General features: G+C 72.3%; 15 protein-coding genes and 1 pseudogene. 9 read left to right on the forward strand and 7 right to left on the reverse strand.

Translation table 11 applies throughout. From position 1 onward, the window contains the following. Positions 1–764, forward strand: a 764-nt coding sequence (locus ABZ312_RS43520) for a glucose-6-phosphate dehydrogenase assembly protein OpcA (RefSeq protein WP_500440075.1), incomplete at its 5' end; no start/stop codon positions are given. 483 nt (positions 765–1,247) lie between these two features. Here the strand turns inward: ABZ312_RS43520 and ABZ312_RS43525 are convergent. Next, positions 1,248–1,988, reverse strand: coding sequence for a DUF4328 domain-containing protein (locus ABZ312_RS43525; protein ID WP_500326959.1), 741 nt, complete (start codon positions 1,986–1,988; stop codon positions 1,248–1,250). 588 nt (positions 1,989–2,576) lie between these two features. Between ABZ312_RS43525 and ABZ312_RS43530 the strand changes: the two genes are divergently transcribed. From ABZ312_RS43530 to ABZ312_RS43560, 7 genes are all read left to right on the forward strand, one after another. Next, on the forward strand, positions 2,577–4,994 hold the full coding sequence (locus ABZ312_RS43530) for an ABC transporter permease (protein WP_500440079.1): 2,418 nt from the start codon (positions 2,577–2,579) through the stop codon (positions 4,992–4,994). A gap of 268 nt (positions 4,995–5,262) precedes the next feature. After that, positions 5,263–6,183, forward strand: a complete 921-nt coding sequence (locus ABZ312_RS43535) for a carbohydrate ABC transporter permease (protein WP_500326961.1) — start codon at positions 5,263–5,265, stop codon at positions 6,181–6,183. A gap of 2 nt (positions 6,184–6,185) precedes the next feature. Further along, positions 6,186–7,130: a carbohydrate ABC transporter permease gene (locus ABZ312_RS43540; protein WP_500326963.1), complete on the forward strand. Its 945-nt coding sequence runs from the start codon at positions 6,186–6,188 to the stop codon at positions 7,128–7,130. 112 nt (positions 7,131–7,242) lie between these two features. Continuing rightward, complete coding sequence (locus tag ABZ312_RS43545) at positions 7,243–8,586, forward strand: ABC transporter substrate-binding protein (protein WP_500326964.1); 1,344 nt, start codon at positions 7,243–7,245, stop codon at positions 8,584–8,586. A 153-nt stretch (positions 8,587–8,739) separates the two neighbouring features. Further along, positions 8,740–9,792 (forward strand): LacI family DNA-binding transcriptional regulator, encoded by a 1,053-nt coding sequence (locus ABZ312_RS43550; protein ID WP_500326966.1) that lies wholly within the window; start codon positions 8,740–8,742, stop codon positions 9,790–9,792. Between the two features lie 168 nt (positions 9,793–9,960). Further along, the gene (locus ABZ312_RS43555) at positions 9,961–11,709 is read left to right on the forward strand and encodes a glycoside hydrolase family 35 protein (RefSeq protein WP_500440076.1); all 1,749 of its coding nucleotides are present in this window, start codon (positions 9,961–9,963) and stop codon (positions 11,707–11,709) included. Positions 11,710–12,075: 366 nt separating this feature from the next. After that, the gene (locus ABZ312_RS43560; RefSeq protein WP_500440077.1) at positions 12,076–12,255 is read left to right on the forward strand and encodes a hypothetical protein; all 180 of its coding nucleotides are present in this window, start codon (positions 12,076–12,078) and stop codon (positions 12,253–12,255) included. Positions 12,256–12,636: 381 nt separating this feature from the next. Here ABZ312_RS43560 and ABZ312_RS43565 read toward each other — a convergent pair whose 3' ends face one another. The 6 genes from ABZ312_RS43565 to ABZ312_RS43590 all read right to left on the reverse strand — a co-directional run bounded on the left by ABZ312_RS43565 (position 12,637) and on the right by ABZ312_RS43590 (position 18,008). Beyond that, positions 12,637–12,972: a hypothetical protein gene (locus tag ABZ312_RS43565; RefSeq protein ID WP_500440078.1), complete on the reverse strand. Its 336-nt coding sequence runs from the start codon at positions 12,970–12,972 to the stop codon at positions 12,637–12,639. A gap of 150 nt (positions 12,973–13,122) precedes the next feature. Next, on the reverse strand, positions 13,123–13,497 hold the full coding sequence (locus ABZ312_RS43570) for an iron chaperone (protein ID WP_500326973.1): 375 nt from the start codon (positions 13,495–13,497) through the stop codon (positions 13,123–13,125). An 83-nt stretch (positions 13,498–13,580) separates the two neighbouring features. After that, on the reverse strand, positions 13,581–14,840 hold the full coding sequence (locus ABZ312_RS43575) for an ABC transporter permease (protein ID WP_500326975.1): 1,260 nt from the start codon (positions 14,838–14,840) through the stop codon (positions 13,581–13,583). Then, positions 14,837–15,577 carry an ABC transporter ATP-binding protein gene (locus tag ABZ312_RS43580; RefSeq protein ID WP_500326977.1) on the reverse strand — a complete coding sequence of 247 codons (741 nt, stop codon included), beginning with the start codon at positions 15,575–15,577 and terminating at the stop codon, positions 14,837–14,839. Before ABZ312_RS43580 ends, ABZ312_RS43575 begins: the two co-directional genes overlap by 4 nt. Then, positions 15,574–17,058 (reverse strand): peptidoglycan-binding protein, encoded by a 1,485-nt coding sequence (locus ABZ312_RS43585; protein WP_500326979.1) that lies wholly within the window; start codon positions 17,056–17,058, stop codon positions 15,574–15,576. The genes ABZ312_RS43580 and ABZ312_RS43585 overlap by 4 nt, the downstream gene beginning before the upstream one ends. Then, complete coding sequence (locus tag ABZ312_RS43590) at positions 17,055–18,008, reverse strand: hypothetical protein (RefSeq protein ID WP_500326981.1); 954 nt, start codon at positions 18,006–18,008, stop codon at positions 17,055–17,057. Before ABZ312_RS43590 ends, ABZ312_RS43585 begins: the two co-directional genes overlap by 4 nt. A 293-nt stretch (positions 18,009–18,301) precedes the next feature. Between ABZ312_RS43590 and ABZ312_RS43595 the strand changes: the two are divergent. Then, a pseudogene (locus tag ABZ312_RS43595) lies at positions 18,302–18,533 on the forward strand (hypothetical protein); the annotation flags it as partial.

The raw sequence follows: 18,533 nt of genomic DNA on the forward strand, positions 1-18,533 counted from the left end.
GCGCCCGCCTCGACGCCGAGGTGCGCGTCGGCGGCGAGTCCGGCACCGGCGAGACCGTCCTGCTCCGCCTCCACGGCGAACTCGCCGACCACGCCCACAGCGTGGTCCTGCCGCTGCTGCTGCCCGACGCCCCCGTGGTGGTGTGGTGGCCGGTCGACGCACCCGCCAACCCCGCCGCCGACCCCCTCGGCGCGCTGGCGCAGCGCCGGATCACCGACGCGTACGCCGTCGAGCATCCGCTGGAGGAGCTGAAGACCCGTGCCGCCGGCTACACCCCCGGCGACACCGACCTGTCCTGGACCCGGCTCACGCCCTGGCGGTCCATGCTCGCCGCCGCGCTCGACCAGGCCCGGGCCAGGGTCATCTCGGCCGCCGTCGAGAGCGAGGCCGACAACCCCAGCGCCGAACTCCTGGCCCGCTGGCTCGGCAACCGGCTGCGCGTGCCCGTCGAGCGCGTCGTCACCGACGGCCCGGTCGTCACCGCGGTCCGGCTGAGCACCGCGGACGGCGACATCCACATCGACCGCCCCGAGGGCCCGCTGGCCAACCTCACCATCCCCGGGCAGCCCAGCCGGCACCTCGCGCTGAAGGTGCGGTCGACCGCCGAGCTCATCGCCGAGGAGCTGCGCCGGCTCGACCCCGACGAGATGTACGCCGCGTCGCTGCGCCACACCGACGCGGCGGAGGCGCCCCGCCCGGCGAAGACCACCGCGCGGAGCAGCAAGAAGCGGCCCACCCCGGCCAGCGCGGAGGCCGCCAAGTAGACCGACTGCCGCAGCAGTACGCCGGGGGCGGCGCACACCGCCTGCAGGAGCAGCATCGCGGCCGTGGTGAACAGGTAGCAGACCACGACCGTCAGCGCCGACTCCAGGTGCGCCCGCCACCCGGCGCGGCCCCCGCCGAAGGTGAAGCGCGCGTGCAACTCGGTGGCCAGCACCGTCGAGGCCACGGTCACCACCGCGTTCGCCAGGGCGAACGGCACCGGTCCCGACAGCGCCATCAGCACTCCGGAGGACGCCAGCCCCACACCGCCGCCGCACACGGCGAAGCGCACGAACGCGGCCGGAGCGGAAGGCACGGGGCCCGCGGTGCGGAGGCGACGGGCGGCGGCGGGAGGGGCGGATCGCTCCGCGGTGACGGTGTCCATGCCCGCACACTGCCCGCCCCCGCTGACAGGGCGCTGACCGCACGCTGACACGCCACCCCCACGGGCCCGACGCCCCCGCCCGACGAGGTCGCGGCCCGGGTCAGGACAGGGCGAACGGGCCTTCCGTGGCCTTGCGGTGCTGCATGGCCGTCAGTTTGCGGACGAACAGGATGGCGAGGACCGCGGCGAGGATGTCCACGCCGTCCACGGCGATGGCGAAGCCGGCGGCGTCGCGGAGGTCGTCCGCGTAGCCCGAGCTCTCGTCGAACATGCCCCCCGAGAGCCGGCCCAGCACGGAGGAGGCTATCCACGCCGCCCACCAGTAGGAGACCGGGCCCGAGTCGGCGGGCCGAAGGCGGCCGTCCTGCGTCGTCTGGGAGCTCGCGACCCAGGTCTCGCGGGCGACCCTGAAGGGGATCCACAGGTTGCCGATGGGGATGAACCAGCCGCCGATCGCCCACCCGCGGCCCTTCTCGAACCCGTTGGGGGCGAACACCTCGCCGTTGGAGCGGACCCGGTGGAACCAGACGACGAAGACGACGGTCGTCGCCACCAGGGCGATGACCTGCAGGACCGCGGCGGAGCCCGTCCACAGGTCCGAGCGGTTCAGCGCGGACGGGTCGACGGTGGCGAGTTCGTCGGCGACCGCCGTGCCCATGAGGGCGTAGCGGGCGGCCTCCGCGGCGATGGCGAGCACATCGACCGCGATCACCAGCGACAGCAGCACCGTCACCGCGGCCGCCAGACCCAGCGGGGAACGGAGCACGGCGGAGGTCGCCGGAGGCCCGGCGGGTACGGGGTACGGAGCCCCGGGCGGCGGCCCGACAGGGTTGAGCGACATGGAATCCCCCCAGGGACACAACATGGAGACGTGCCCGTCGAGCGGCGGGCAGGAGGACATTACGGCAGGAGATCTTGACCAGTCCACATGATTGAGCCGCGCCCGCGCGCCTTCGGCCCGGTCACGTCGGCGGTGTGGGGGAACGGCGCGCCACCTGCGGGTTTCCGCAAGGGAAACGGGGTCGCAGGGGAGCCTGTCCAGCGTAAGTAATGCGGGGGTCGAGAGATTCTCGTCCCCAGGTCCCGCGGCTCCCGGAGCCGGCCCTGGGGTTCACCTGCGAGCCCGGCGACGCACGTTCGACGCGGCACCAGTGTCGACACTCCTGCCACTGTGCGCGGGATCGGCCGGCGGACCCGACGGGCGCTCTGACCAGGCAAGATGTGATACCGGTGAAGACGATAAAGGGGAGGGGCGGGCACACTGTAATGACACCTTGTGGGTAGACATCGAGTGTATAGACAGCGTGTATATTCACTGCATGTTCTTCGACCCGCTCAGACTCCCGTTCGCGCCGCCCCCGCCCCAGGCCGCGTCCCGCAACCGCCGAGCCGTCACGCGCGACGGCATTCCGTGCCCAGGGGGCCCCGCATGAACCGTGACGGTGCCGGGGCCGCGCCGGGGCGGTTCCGTTCGGCGCTGGGAGATCTGTGGCTCGGCGCGCGGCTGGCGGGCTCCGGGGGCCGCGAGGGGTGGATCCGTACGGCGCTGACCGCGGTGGGCGTCGGGCTCGGGGTGGCTCTGCTGTTCCTCGCCGCCGCGGTGCCGAACGTCCTGGGCGCCCGCGCGGAGCGCGGGCACGCGCGTGAGACGCCGAACTTCGAGAGCGAGGTGTCGGTGCGGCGCGCGGACACGACGTTCCTCTGGTACGACGCGAGCACCGAGTACCGTGGCGAGGCCGTCGGCGGGCAGTTGCTGCGCCCGGACGGTCCCGGTGCTCCGCCGCCGCCGGGTGTGGCACGGATTCCCGGGCCGGGGGAGATGGCGGTCTCGCCCGCTCTGCGCGAGCTGCTGGGCTCGTCGTCCGGCGCGCTGCTCAAGGAGCGGCTCGGTTACCGGATCACCGGGACCATCGCGGACCGGGGTCTGCTCGAACCGGGGGAGCTGCGCTTCTACGCGGGGAGTGCCACGCTCACCAGGAGCGGGGGTGCGATCAGGTCCGCAGGGTACGGCCATGACCCCGGCTCCGGGCGGTTCGATCCGCAGTTGGTGGTCCTGGTCGCTTTGATCTGCGTCGTCCTGCTGGTTCCTGTGGGCGTCTTCATCGGTACGGCCGTCCGGTTCGGTGGGGACCGCAGGGACCGCAGGCTGGCCGCGTTGCGGCTGGTCGGTGCGGATGTCGGGATGACCCGGCGGATCGCGGCGGGTGAGGCGCTGTTCGGCGCCGTGCTGGGTCTGCTGGTCGGTACCGGGGTGTTCCTGGGGGCGCGCCGGCTGGCGGGGTCGGTGCGGCTGTGGGGCGTGAGTGCTTTTCCTGCCGATGTCGCCCCTGACCTGCTGCTGGCGGGACTGATCGTGGTGGCGATCCTGGTGGGGGCGGTTGTGGTCACCCTGTCGGCGCTGCGTTCGGTGGCGATCGAGCCGTTGGGGGTCGTGCGGCATGCCACGTTGCGGCCGCGTCGGTTGTGGTGGCGGCTGGTGAGTCCTGTGGTCGGTGTCGGTGTGCTGATGCTGACGGGGTCGGCGGACGGGGAGTTGGGGTCGGGTGGTGTGTATCCGGTCGCGCTGGGTGCGGTGCTGGTCCTGGTGGGGTTGACCGGGCTGTTGCCGTGGCTGGTGGAGGCCGTGGTGAGGCGGCTGCGCGGGGGGCCGGTCGCGTGGCAGCTCGCGGTGCGCCGGTTGCAGTTGAGCAGTGGGACGGCGTCGCGGGCGGTGAGCGGCATCACCGTGGCGGTGGCCGGTGCGATCGCGCTGCAGATGGTGTTCGGCGGCATGCAGGAGGACTTCGCCTCGCCGTCCGCTCCGAAGGCGGGGCGTGGGTCTTCCGCTCCTGCCGATGTCGTGCGTGCGGATTTCCGGGTTGCCGCGGCTTCGGAGAGCGTGGGCGATCCGGTCCTGGCGGAGCGGATGGCCGAGGAGTTCCGGCAGGTCAAGGGTGTGCGGCGGGTGGTCGCCACGGTCGAGGCGTATGTGAGTCGTCCGGATGCGGGTGGTGGGCCGGGGTCCGTCACCACGTTGACGGTGGGCAGTTGTGCGACGTTGCGGTCGTTGGCCTCGTTGTCTTCGTGCCGTGACGGTGATGCCTTCGTGGCGCACCGGCCGGGTGCGTCGCGGCGGGCCCGGGAGGCGAACCTCCTCACCGATGAGGCTGCCCGGCCGGGTGGGCGGATCGATCTCGACGCCGTTTCGGAGGGCGTTTCGGAGGGCGAGTCGTGGACGTTGCCGGTGACGGCTCGGGCGGTGGTGGCGGTCCGGGATCCGGTGGGCGAGGTCCATGACGGCATCCTGGCCACTCCGGGGGCGCTGGCCGGGCACCGGTTGCCGCAGGCGTCGACGTTCGCGTCCGTCGCGATCGACCGCCGGGTTCCCGATGCGGCGGAGTACCTGCGCAATGCCGCGGCGCGGGTGGATCCGATGCTGCGGGTGGGCGGGTTGGTGAACGTGCAGCGTGACCGGCAGTACTCCAGTGTGCAGACGGGTCTGCGGGTCGGGGGGACCTTGACGGTCGTGCTGATCGCGGCGGGGATGCTGGTGGCGCAGGTGGAGCAGTTGAGGGAGCGTCGGCGTCTGCTGTCGGTGCTGGTGGCGTTCGGTACGCGGCGCAGGACGTTGGCGTGGTCGGTGCTGTGGCAGACGGCGGTGCCGGTGCTGGCGGGTACGGTCGTCGCGATCGTTGGGGGGCTGGTCCTGGGGCGGGCGATGCTGGGCGTCGTGGTGAAGCCGGTGCGGGACTGGTGGGTGTTCCTGCCGTATGCCGGGATCGGTGCGGTGGCGGTCCTGGTGGTGGCGGTGCTGAGCCTTCCGCCGTTGTGGCGGATGATGCGGGCGGACGGGCTGCGTACGGAGTGAGGGTGTGTGCCGCCGGTCCGCTGTGCGGGCCGGCGGTGGTCAAGTGGGTCCGGCTAAAGGGCTGTTGACGTGCGGGGACGGCCTGGCGGGGTGGTGCCGGGGAGGAACCGCGTGAGGGCCCTTGACGTGTCCTGATGGCCGGTGCCAACATCGCGTCCATCAAATGTTTGCGTAAACGTGCGTCGGCTGCGGTCGCTGATGTTTGCGCAACCATCCCGGACCCGCCCGATGTGGCGGGACCCCGCACGACGATGTGAAGGATGGGATCATGGCTGCCATACCGCCGCCACCGGGCACCGGCCGGGCCGCTCCTCCCCGAGGACGCCGGGGCCGGCGCTGGCTGGGATGGGGCTTCGTGGCACCGTTCATGATCGTCTTCACACTGGTCTTCCTGGCGCCGATCGGCTACTCGATCTACCTGAGCCTGTTCCGCGACCGCCTCATCGGCGGGACCTCCTTCGTCGGTCTGGACAACTACGTCCAGGCCTTCCAGGACGGCCAGTTCTGGTCCGGCCTCGGCCACGTCGCGCTGTTCCTCGGCGTCCAGGTGCCGGTCATGCTGGGCATCGCGCTGCTGGTCGCCCTCGCGCTGGACAGCGGGCGGCTGCACGGCCGGAAGTTCTTCCGGATCACGATCTTCCTGCCCTACGCGGTCCCGGCGGTCGTGGCGACGCTGATGTGGGGCTTCATGTACGGGGACCGCTTCGGCCTGGTCGCCGACATCAACGACGCCTTCGGTGCCTCGCTGCCGAACCCCCTGTCGCCCGGACTGGTGCTGGCGAGCATCGGCAACATCGTGACCTGGGAGTTCGTCGGCTACAACATGCTGATCTTCTACTCGGCGCTGCACGTCGTGCCGCGGTCCCTGTACGAGGCGGCCGAGATCGACGGCGCGAGCCAGCTGCGGATCGTCACCTCCATCAAGATCCCGGCGATCCGCGGGGCCCTGGTCATCGCGACGATCTTCTCGATCATCGGCAGCTTCCAGCTGTTCAACGAGCCCAGCATCCTCAAGCCGCTGGCGCCCAACGCCATCACGACGTACTTCACGCCGAACCTCTACACCTTCTCGCTGTCCTTCTCCGGGCAGCAGCACAACTACGCGGCGACCGTCGCGATCGTCATGGGGGTCGTCACGATGATCATCGCCTACGTCGTGCAGCTGCGCGGCATGCGCAAGGAGGCCTGACGATGGCCCAGGCGAGCACCCAGGCGGCCGCCACGGCCCCGCAGCGCGAGCGCCGCGGCGCCGCACCGTCCGAGCGCCCGGCCGGCCGGCGGCACTCCTCCGACCGGCCCCGGCGCAGCGTCCTGCTCACCGTCCTGACCGCGCTGGTGGCGGTCTACACCCTGGTTCCGCTGGCCTGGCTGCTGTTCAGCGCGACCAAGACCCAGAAGAGCCTGCTGGACTCCTTCGGGTTGTGGTTCAGCGGTGACTTCGCCCTGTGGGACAACATCCGGCAGACCCTCACCTACGACGACCACATCTTCGTCCGGTGGCTGCTCAACACCCTGCTGTACGTGGCGGTCGGCGCCGGGGGCGCGACGTTCCTGGCCGTGCTGGGCGGTTACGGCCTGGCGAAGTTCGACTTCCCCGGCAAGCGCGCGGTCTTCGCGGTGGTGATCGGCGCGGTCGCCGTGCCGAGTGCCGCGCTGGCCGTGCCCACGTTCCTGATGTTCAGCAAGATGGGCCTGACCAACACCCCGTGGGCGGTGATCGTGCCCTCGCTCGTCTCGCCGTTCGGCCTCTACCTGATGTGGGTCTTCGCCTCCGAGGCGATCCCCGACGAGCTGCTGGAGGCCGCCCGGGTCGACGGTTCGGGGGAGATCCGCACCTTCTTCAGGATCAGCCTGCCGCTGCTGGGACCCGGCATCGTCACCGTGCTGCTCTTCACCGTGGTCGCGACGTGGAACAACTACTTCCTGCCGCTGATCATGATCAAGGACCCGGACTGGTACCCCCTCACCCTGGGGCTCAACGCCTGGAACGCCCAAGCCGCCACCGCGGGCGGGCAGCCGGTGTTCAACCTGGTGGTCACCGGCTCGCTGCTGACTATCGTGCCGCTGGTCGCGGCCTTCCTCCTCCTGCAGCGCTTCTGGCAGTCCGGGCTCGCCGCCGGCAGCGTCAAGGAGTGATCACCGGCGCGGCGGCGCCATACCCACCTCCCCCTGCGGTCCTGCGCCCGGCACACCCGTGCCGTGGCGACGGGCGGTGCCGCAGACCATCACCACAACGAAGTGAGATGCGATGACGAACAAGCCACTGCGCCGTTCGGCGCAGGCGATCGCGGTGCTCTGCGCGGCGGCGCTGTCCCTGACCGCCTGCGGTTCCTCCGACGAGTCCGGCTCGGGTGCCAAGGCCGCGGACGCGGGCAGCGTCGAGGCGGCGCTGGACAAGGGCGGCAGCCTGACGGTGTGGGCGTGGGAGCCGACGCTGAAGCAGGTGGTCACCGACTTCCAGGCCACGTACCCGAAGGTCAAGGTGAAGCTGGTCAACGCGGGCACGGGCAACGACCAGTACACCGCGCTGCAGAACGCGGTGCAGGCCGGCTCCGGGGCGCCGGACGTGGCACAGATCGAGTACTACGCGCTGAGCCAGTTCGCGCTCGGCAAGTCGGTCACCGACCTCAGCCCGTACGGCGCCAAGGACCTGTCCAAGGCGTACTCGCCCGGCCCGTGGAACTCCGTGGCCGTCAACGGCGGGGTGTACGCGCTGCCCATGGACTCCGGGCCGATGGCGATGTTCTACAACAAGAAGGTCCTCGACAAGTACAAGATCGCGGTGCCCACGACCTGGGACGAGTACCTGACCGCGGCCCGCGCGCTGCACAAGGCGGACCCGAAGGCGTACATCACCAACGACACCGGTGACGCCGGCTTCGTCACCAGCTTGATCTGGCAGGCCGGCGGTCACCCGTACGCGGTGGACGGCACGAAGGTGGACGTGGACTTCGGTGACGCGGGCACCAAGCAGTTCACGGAGGTCTGGCAGAAGCTGATCTCCGAGAAGCTCCTCGCGCCGATCGCGTCCTGGAGCGACCAGTGGTACAAGGGCCTGGCCGACGGGACGATCGCCACGCTGTCGACCGGTGCCTGGATGCCCGCCAACTTCGTCTCCGGCGTCCCCTCGGCGTCCGGTGACTGGCGTGCGGCGGCGCTGCCGCAGTGGCAGGCGGGCCAGAGCGCCAGCGCGGAGAACGGCGGCAGCTCGCTGGCGGTGATGGAGGCGGCCAAGGACAAGCCCCTGGCCTACGCCTTCATCAAGTACGCGAACAAGGACGCCGGCGTCCAGGCCCGCATCAAGGGCGGTGCCTTCCCGGCCACGACGGCGGACCTGAACTCCCGGGCGTTCCTGGACACTTCGTTCCCCTACTTCGGCGGCCAGAAGGCCAACGAGATCTTCGCGAAGTCGGCGGCGGACGTCGTCAAGGGCTGGTCGTACCTGCCGTACCAGGTGTACGCCAACTCGATCTTCAACGACACCGTCGGCAAGGCCTACGTGTCCTCCACGCCGCTGTCCGACGCGCTGGGCACCTGGCAGGACGCCTCGGTGAAGTACGGCAAGGACCAGGGCTTCAGCATCGGCGGCTGACGCCCCCTCACGATCCGCGGCCGGCCCCGGCGGCCCTCTTCGAGGGAGCGCCGGCGCCGGCCAGGGGGGCCCGCGGACCGCCGGTCCGCGCAGCTCGGCCCCCTAGACTTCTGACCACCAACGGCAGTGAAACGTATGAGGTGTACGACGCACGTGGACGGGACCGGACAGAGCTCGGCGGCGGGTGCGCAGCGGCGGCGGCGCGGTGCGTCGATGGCCGACGTGGCCAAGCTGGCGGGTGTCTCGGCGCAGACCGTCTCCCGGGTCTCCAACGGTTTCCCCGGGGTGCTGGAGGAGACCCGGCAGCAGGTGCTGGCCGCGATGAAGGAGCTCGGCTACCGGCCCAACAGCGCGGCCCGGGCCCTCAAGCGGGGCGAGTTCCGCACCATCGGCGTCATCTTGTTCAACCTCTCCAGCACCGGCAACATGCGCACGCTGGAGGCCGTGGCCTCGTCCGCGGCCCGGGAGGGCTACGCCACGACGCTGCTGCCGGTCACCGTGCCCACGCAGGACGGGGTCCAGGGCGCGTTCACCCGGCTCGGGGAGCTGGCGGTGGACGGGGTCGTCATGATCATGGAGGTCCATCTGCTGGACGCGATGACGGTGGCCCTGCCGCCGACCGCGCCGGTGGTGGTGGTGGACTCCGACGCCGGGGACCGGTACTGCGTGGTCGACACCGACCAGGCCAGCGGTGCCCGGGCGGCCGTGGAACACCTGCTGGGTCTCGGTCACGGCACGGTGTGGCACGTCGCCGGCCCGAAGGAGTCGTTCGCCGCGGAGCGCCGGGTGGGTGCCTGGCGGGCGGCCCTGGAGTCGGCGGGGCGCGAGGTGCCGCCGCTGCTGCGCGGGGACTGGTCCGCGGAGTCGGGTTACCGGGCCGGGCTGCGCATCGCGCGGGACCCGGGCTGTTCGGCGGTGTTCGTGGCCAACGACCAGATGGCGCTCGGCCTGTTGCGTGCGCTGCGCGAGCAGGGCCGTCGGGTGCCGGAGGACGTCAGCGTGGTGGGCTTCGACGACATCCCCGAGGCCGCCTCGTACATGCCGCCGCTGACGACGATCCACCAGGACTTCGCCGAGGTCGGCCGGCGCTGCGTCGACGGGGTGCTGCGGCAGATCCGCAAGGACGAGGCGGAGCGGGGCACCACGCTGGTGCCCACCAGCCTGGTCGTGCGCAGCAGCACCGCGCCGCCGCCGCGCGGTCGCTGAGCCCAACCCCCCGACGGTTCCCCCGTGGTCACCGCATCGTCGCGATGGCAACGCAAACATCCCGTCACGGGCGTCCCCGCCGGCACCGGCGAGCTCCCCGCGACCGCACCACACGCACTGCACGCACCACACGCACCAGAACTCGACTCCACTGGAGGAGCACGGCCCATGCCCGTACTGCGGATCGAAGGGAACGAATTCCGCCTCGGCGGCGAGCCGTTCCGCATCATCTCCGGTGGCCTGCACTACTTCCGCGTCCACCCCGGCCAGTGGCGTGACCGGCTGCGCAAGGCACGGCTGCTCGGACTCAACACCGTCGACACCTACGTGCCGTGGAACCTCCACCAGCCGCGGCCGCACACCTTCCGCACCGAGGACGGCCTGGACCTGCCGGCCTTCCTGGAACTCGCACAGGACGAAGGCCTGCACGTGCTGCTGCGCCCCGGCCCGTACATCTGCGCCGAGTGGGAGGGCGGCGGACTGCCGTCCTGGCTGCTCGCCGCGCCCGGCATCCGCCTGCGCACCGCCGACCCGCGCTACCTGACCGCCGTGGACGACTACCTGGACCGGCTGCTGCCGCTGGTCGTCCCCTACCTCGCCACCAACGGAGGGCCCGTCCTGGCGGTGCAGGTCGAGAACGAGTACGGTGCCTACGGCGAGGACCCCGCCTACCTGACGCACCTTCAGGACAAGCTGCGCCAAGGCGGTGTGGACGTCCCCCTGTTCACCTGCGACCAGCCCGCCGACCTCGCCCGCGGCAGCATCCCGGGCGTCCTGGGCACCGTCAACTTCGGCAGCCGCCCCGCACAGGGCCTGGCCGCGCTGCGCGAGCACCAGGGCGACGGGCCGCTGATGTGCACCGAGTTCTGGAACGGCTGGTTCGACCGCTGGGGCGGTGTGCACGTCATCCGTGACGCCGCGTCGGCCGCCGCCGACCTCGACGAGATGCTGTCGGCCGGTGCGAGCGTCAACCTGTACATGTTCCACGGCGGCACCAACTTCGGCTTCACCAGCGGCGCCAACGACAAGCACACCTACCGCCCCACCATCACCTCCTACGACTACGACGCGCCCTTGGACGAGGCCGGCGACATCACCCCCAAGTACCTCGCCTTCCGCGACGTCCTCGCCCGGCACACCACCGTCCCCGACGAGCCGCTGCCCGAGCCGTCCAAGAAGCTCAACCTCCTCGGCGTCCGGCTCACCGCGAACGCCCCGCTGCTCGGCTCCGCCGGCCACCTCGGCCAGGCGGTGACCGGGCCGCGCCCGCTGACCATGGAGGAACTCGGCCAGGACTTCGGCTTCGTCCTGTACGAGACCGCGCTGCGCGACCCGGGCCCCACCCTGCTGCACTTCGCCGCGATCGCGGACCGGGCACAGGTCTTCCTCGACGGCGCCGCCGTCGGCGTCCTCGAACGTGAACTGCACGAAGGCGCCCTGGCCGTCACCGTGCCGGCCGGCGGAGCGACCCTGACGGTCCTCGTCGAGAACCAGGGGCGCGTCAACTACGGGGAGGGCATCCACGACCGCAAGGGCCTCACCGGCACGGTCACCGCCAACGGCGCCGAACTGTCCGGCTGGAGCAGCAGGCCCCTGCCCCTGGACGACCTGTCGGGCCTGACCTTCACCACCGGCGGCCCGCAGCCGGTGGGGCCGGCGTTCCATCGCGGGGTGTTCGAGGTGGAGCAGCCCGCCGACACCTACCTGGACCTCACCGGCTGGACCAAGGGCAACGCCTGGATCAACGGCTTCGCCCTGGGCCGCCACTGGTCCCGCGGCCCCCAGCGGCGCCTCTACGTCCCCGGCCCGGTCCTGCGGCCCGGCACGAACGAACTCGTCGTCCTCGAACTGCACGCCACCGCCCGCGCGACGGTCGACCTGCGGGACACCCCCGACCTCGGACCGACGGAGGAATGAGCGGGGCACGAGCCGGGATTGAGCGCGCCGCACCGTCCCGCCGTCCGGCACCCCGGACGGCGGGGCGGCTCTGCCATCAGGGGACGGTGTACCCGGCGGGCTTCGCGGCCCTGCTGCCCGTTCTCGCGGACATCGCCACCGGCCGCCGGCCGGGGAAGTCCCGGCCGGCGCTCGCACCGGCCGGCCGGATCGTGGGCGAGGAGGGGCAACTCCACGAGCCGGGACACGTCCGCGCGCACTGCGCGGCAGAGCTCGACGACATGCGCCGGGTGACCCGGCGGCACCTGGTGGCGCAGCCCTTCGACGGCGAGGAGGGCGAGTACCTCTACGCCCTGCAGGCCCTCCTGGCCTTCGAGGGGGGTACCGGTGTGGCACCAGCGCGTGGTCCCCGACACCCACGAGGTGGTGTGCCCTTCGTGCGCGGCGCCCCTGGAGATCGACCTGGACGACACGCGCAGGGGCAGCCGCCTCCACGATCCGGACCGGACGTGGAGGCGCGAGGTGCAGACCGGCGTCCGCCCTACCCCGGCCGCCGCGCTCGCGTAGCCGGCGTCCCGGCTCCACCGCCTGGCCACCGAGGCCGGGCAGCACGCGGCCGCCGAGCATCTGACCTACCTGTCCGGCCGCACCACGTGCCCGGCCTGCGCCGCCGAGTTCTCCGTCCCGGAGCGGATCGCGGCCTCCGTCCCTGCCCGGGCGCGCGCAGCGCTCGGCCCGGATGCGACCCTCGGGGCCGGAACCGTGCTCAGCGCCCGACGCACGGGACGCCCACAAGGCCGGCGCCGCCTTCCTCGTCACCCCTGCGGTCAGCGAGGGCATCGCCACCGGCCGGGAGCTCGGACTCCCGGTCCTCGCCGGGGTGATGACCCCCACCGACATCCTCCAGGCACTGCGGCTCGGCGCCGACGCCCTCAACGTGACTGGGGTTCATCTGCGGCGGCGGAGGCGCAGCATCAGCCACAGGTCGGCGGTCTCGGCCCACGATCTGACGCGGCCGGCGAGGCGGCGAACGGTGGAACGCCGCAGGGTGCAGAGCCAGACGTAGGCGCTCAGGGAGACGCAGAGACAGGCCCAGGTCCGCCACCACCACAACGGCGGCACGCTGCCGGCGCCGGAGCCGGCGAGCAGGCCGAGGATCCAGGTGAGCGCTCCGGCGGTGACGACGGCGACGGCGACGGCCCGGCGCGCGAGACCCCGGGCCGCCCAGCGGGAGCCAGGGCCCCGACGGGGATCTGCACGAGGACGTGGACCATCGCGATCCACAGCATCAGCACGAAGGTCTGCCCGTAGGAGATGGCGTCGGCACCGGCAAGGGTCAGCATGATGAAGCCCGCCGGCAGGAGCACTCCGCTCAGATGCATCGCCGCGATGTTCAACGGCCCGTGCCAGCCCCAGGCCCACCGGCGGTCGTCCTCACCCACCGGTCCCGCTCGCCCCGGGCTCGGCCGCGGTGGCCCGCAGAAGGTCGCGCAGGAGGTCGAAGTCCATGCGCTCGGGCGTGCGGAACCGCAGGCAGCCCTTGCCCATGTCCTGCCCGGCGAGGCGGTCCTCGAAGGCCGCGCGGACGTCGGCGCGCATGAGGTAGAAGGAGATGTACTGCTTCTGGGCGGCGAAGGCGATCTCGGCCGTGCCCCCGCGCTCGTAGACGGGCATGCCGTACGCCATCACCTCGTCGAACCCCTTCAGTTCGGCCCGGCACAGCTCACGCAGCCTGACCAGCGCCTCCCTGCGTTCCTCCGGGACCTCGGAGAGGTAGCCGTCGACGTCCGCCGCCCTGCTCTGCACCATGGGGCCAGGCTACGCGGCGGCTGACGGGCACCGCGGGCCCCGGGCGGACGCGCCGTCCGCCCGGGGCCCGCGGCGGCGCGGGGTCAGGACGGGGCGCGGAGGGCATCCACGGGTTCCATCCGGGCGGCGCGCAGGGCGGGGTAGAGGCCGGCGAGGAGGCCGACCAGGGCGCCGGCGACCGGGGCGCCCAGGGCGAGGCGGAGGTCCAGGACGGGCGTCCAGTCCTTCACGGCGGCCACGCTGACGACGACCACCACGCCGAGGGCCGCGCCCACGACGCCGCCGAGGAGTCCGATGGTGGTGGACTCCGCCAGGAACTGCCCGGCCACCTGGCGCCGGGATGCGCCCAGGGCCCGGCGCAGCCCGATCTCGCCGACGCGTTCCATCACGGTGACGAGGGTGACGTTGGCGATGCCGATGGCGCCCACGACCAGCGAGACCAGCCCGAGGACCAGGAACAGGCCGTTGACGTCGCCCTGGACACCCTTCCTGGCCTTGGACAGGTCCGGTGGGGCGGTCACGGTGAGCGCCTCCTCGTGTCCGGGGGACAGGGCGATCGGCGCCTGCCGGGCGACCTGCCGGGCCGCGCCGAGGGAGGTGTTGACCAGGACCCGGGTCACGTTGTCCATGCCCATCCGGTCCGCCGCCGTGGTCGGGGGCAGGATCACCGAGGCGGACAGGCGCTGCTCGCGCTGGAACCCGCCGAGCACGCCGATCACCGTGTACGACTGCCCCTTGAAGAAGACGGCTGGGGCGTCGCGTACGTCGTCGATGCCCAGCAGCCGGGCCGCCTGGTCGCCGAGGACGGCGACCCGGTCGTGACGTGCGATGTCACCGGTGTCGAAGAACCGGCCGGTGGCCATCGTGCCGCGGACCGCCTCCGGCAGCGCCGGGGTGGCGGCGACGACCGCCAGGGTCTGCTCGGTCAGCGCGCCGGGGGCGACCACGTCGTTCGCCCGGACCTGGACGTTCGCGCTGTCCTCGGAATCGGAGAGCGCGGCGGCCGACTGCACACCGGCGAGGCGCTCGACCGCCTCGACACCCGGCCAGTCCACCAGCGGCGGGTCGGCGGACCCCGGCTGCGGGGCCGGCACCACGACGGTCACCGAGGTGGCGGTGAGGGCGTCGAAGCGGCCGACGATCTGGTTCGCCGCCGTCGAGGCCACGCCGATCGTGATGACCAGCGTGCCGATGCCCAGCACCGTACCCAAGGTCGTCAGGGCGGAACGGACCGGGCGGGCGAGCACCCCGGCCAGGGACTCCGACCACAGGTCCCGCGGGTCCATGAAGGGGCGCTCGTGGGCGGGGGCGCGGCGCCGCACGCCACGGATGCCGGGCCTCATGCGCCCTCCTGCCGCAGCATGCCGTCGCGGATCCGCACCCGCCGGCCGGCCCGCCCGCTCACGGCGTCGTCGTGGGTGATCACGAGCAACGTCATGCCCTGGGCCTGCAGTTCGTCGAAGAGCGCGAGCACCGACTCGGTGTTCTCGCTGTCGAGGTTGCCCGTCGGCTCGTCGCACAGCAGCAGGGCGGGCTCGCCCATCAGGGCCCGGGCGATGGCCACCCGTTGCCGTTCGCCGCCGGACAGGCGGCCCGGCAGGAAGCCGAAGCGGTGCCCGAGTCCGACCCGCGTCAGTGCGGCCCGGGCGCGCTCGGCACGGGTGCGGCGCGCACGGCCCGGGCGAGGGGTCCGGTAGGTCTCGGCGAGCATGACGTTCTCGTCCACGGTCCGGTACGGCAGCAGGTGGAAGGACTGGAACACGAAGCCGATGCGGGCACCGCGCAGCGCCGTACGCTCGGGATCGCTCAGGGTGTTGGTGAGGACCCCGTCGAGCCAGTAGCTGCCCGACGTGGGCCGGTCCAGCAGGCCCAGGGTGTTGAGCAGCGTGGACTTCCCCGAGCCGGAGGGGCCGACGATCGACAGGTGTTCCCCTCTCCTGACCTCCAGGTGCACGTCGCGCAGGGCGTGCACGGGAGGGTCGGTGTCGAACACCCGGCTCAGGCCGCTGAGCCGGATCACGGTGTCCGGGTCCGGCGCCTGCTCAGGGGCCGGGCGGGGCGGTACGGGTCTGCGCCTCACCGTCCGACCACCACCTGGTCGCCCTCGTCCAGCGAGCCGCCGTCCGCCCTCACCTCGACCTGCCCGGCGGCCGAGAGGCCCACGGTGACGGGCACGTTCACCACCTCGCCGTCGCGGTCCACCCGCACCCGGGCCTTGCCGTCGGCGCTGGTGTGGACCGCGGCTACGGGCACCACCAGGACGGCGCCCTTCGAGGCGCCCACCTCGATGGTCACCTTGGCGGTGCCGCCCGCCTGGTCCTTCAACGGGCCGGGTTCGGGTACGGAGATCACCAGCTGGACCGGAGCGGACGGGTCGGCGCCCGGCTCCGCGCCGGCGTCGGCACCGGGTTCGGTCCCGCCCTCGTCCTTCGCGTCCGCGCCGGTGCCGTCGCCGTCCTTTCCGGTGTCCGCCTGGTTCCCGGCGCCGCCCACCTGCGCGACGACGCCGCGTACACGGGTGCCGTCCGCCGTCTCGATCCGTGCGGTCATGCCCTCGCGCAACGCGGAGCCGTCGGCTCCGGGCACGACCGCCCGCACCACCACGTCGGAGCTCGTCACGGTGGCGACCTCGCCGGCCGGGGTGTCACCCAGGCGCACCTTGACCTTGTCGACCCGGACCGGCAGATCGGGCAGGAAGACGACTTCGCCCGCCGGGACCTTGGTGCCGTACGTGGCGGTGAACGCGCTGAGCGCCGCGTTGGCCCGGTCCAGCCGCTGCCGCGCGGAGCGCAGTTCGAGGGCCGACGCCTCGCCGGAGGCCGGCGGGCCCGCCGTGCCGGAACCGGCCTTGCCGCTGTCAGCCCCGCTGTCGCCTCCGCCTTCGCCCCCGCTGTCGGCTCCGCCGCCCTGCGCCGCGAGGACCGCGAGCTGCGCGTCGGTGACGGCGGCCTCCAGGTCGCCCAGCTGCTGCTGGTCGGCGACGCCCGGCTGCTGCGGCGTGAACCCCTTGCCCTGGTACCAGCGGGTCACCGCCGACGCGGTGCCCTGCCGGTAGTTCCCGGTGACGGCTCCCGGATCGTGCCCGATCCTGCGCAGCGCGCTCTGCAACTGCCTGACGTCGTCGCCCGAACTGCTGGGGCCGAGGGCCCGGTACATCGGGACCGAGCCGCGCAGCACGAACACCGGACGGCCGTTCACCTGCATCAGGACGCTGCCCTCGCGCAGTGTGGCACCGGCCTGCGGGAGCCTGGTGACCCGCTGGGTCGCCTCACCGTCCCCGGAACCGCCCGCGGACCCGACGGACCCGGACAGCGACACCCCGTGCGGTGCCCCGAACTCCACGCCGCCCTGAGCGATGACGTTCGCGGTCAGTTTCCGGCGTTCCACGGCGACGGTGACCGGACCCGCCTCCGGCGGCCGGCGCGAGGCGGCGGCGTCGGCGGGCGACTGCATCTGGGTACCGGCGAACCAGCCGCCCGCGCCGACGAGCGCGACGACGCCCACGATCATCCCGACCTGCTTGCCGCGCCCGTTCGGGCCGCTCGGCAGACGCCGGCTCATCCGGTGATCCCGTAGAGGGGGTGCTTGGCGAGCTTGGGGAAGTAGGCGGCCCGGAACTCCTTGCCGCACTCCAGGTCCTTGCGGGCGATGGTGATCTCCTGGGCGAGCTTGGCCCGCGCCGTGTCCTGGTCCATCTTCTGGACGCCGTCCTGCGGAGTCTGCTGGGCCGTCGCGAACTTCACCATGTCCCCGATGGCGGTCGGCTGCGTCGTCGTCACCGCGATGCCCTCGTCACGCAGGCAGGACGCGAACCGCTGCGCCAGGGAGATCAACCGGGGATCCCCGTTGAGGGCCTGCTTCGCGGCGCGGTCCCGCTCCTCGTTCGCGGCGTGCTCACGGTCGAGTTCGGCCTGGGACTTCTCCGGCCCGTAGGCCTTCTCGATCCCCTCCTTCACACATCCCGGGAGCATCACCTTCTTCCCGCTCGCGAGTTGCTTCGCGGTGCCCATCGCCTTGTCGTAGGCCTTCCGCTGGGCCGGGGACAGTGCGTTGAGGTAGGCCTCGTCCGGGTTGGTCATCTCCCGGGCCTCGTGGGCCTTGCTGCCGGGGACGTCGGGGTCGTCCGGGTAGACGGCGCCCGCGAAGAAGCCGAAGCCGTACTTGTCGCGGTACTTCTTGGCCAGTTCGTAATCCTGACCGTCGACCGGGATGGCGGCGGTTTCCACGCCCGACACGTGCGGCGTGTAGGTGAAGCCCTTCTTCCGCATGCAGGCGGCAATGGTGTTCTGCGACACGTATTGCTGTCTGGTCCCCTCGTCGGCTCCCTCGGGAACGGTCAGTTCACCGTTGACGGCGGCCCGCGAGGGCGACGTGTGGCCGTCGGAGGAGGAGCCGGCGGGTGCGGCGGAACCGCCGTCGCCCTGGGTGCATCCGGCGAGCGCCAGGGTGAGCGCGAGGACACCGGCGGCCGCGGCCGGCCGCAGTGCACGCGTGGTGGGTGTGGGAGCCATGTCGTTCCATCACTTCGTTCGAAAGGTGTCACGGCGGGGCGATGCGCCCCGTTGACGTCCTCAACCCGGTGGACCACCGCTCAGGGACGAGCCGTTTCCGGCGATGTGACGCACATCACGGTTCGGGGCGGGAGGCCTGGTCGGCGGCGGGTGTTCCCCGGGCAACCGAACGGCGCCCCACCTGGTTGGAACAGGAGTGAGGAGTTCAACCGGGAAGGGAGCGCGATGGCAGGGGGCCTGCACGGTGCGGGAGTCGGGGCCGGGCTGCCGTCCCGTGGAGGGGAGTGAGGACCATGCGCGCCGCACCTGACGAGCAGTGGCACGAGACGGAACAGGCGCTGCGCCGCCTCCTGCGCGACGTGGTGCCGCAGACCGCCGGCCCCGCCGACCGCATGACGCGGATCAGGCGGCGTGTGCAGCGGCGCCGGCGTCCTGATCCTCTGAGCTGGGCAAATCGGACATGGACGGCAGTCCGTGCGGCAGACAGGACGGTTGTCGGGTTACCGTTCGAGTGGCGTTGCGGAC

It is taken from the genome of Streptomyces sp. NPDC006207, assembly GCF_040613835.1.
In the GTDB taxonomy this organism is placed as follows: Bacteria; Actinomycetota; Actinomycetes; order Streptomycetales; family Streptomycetaceae; genus Actinacidiphila.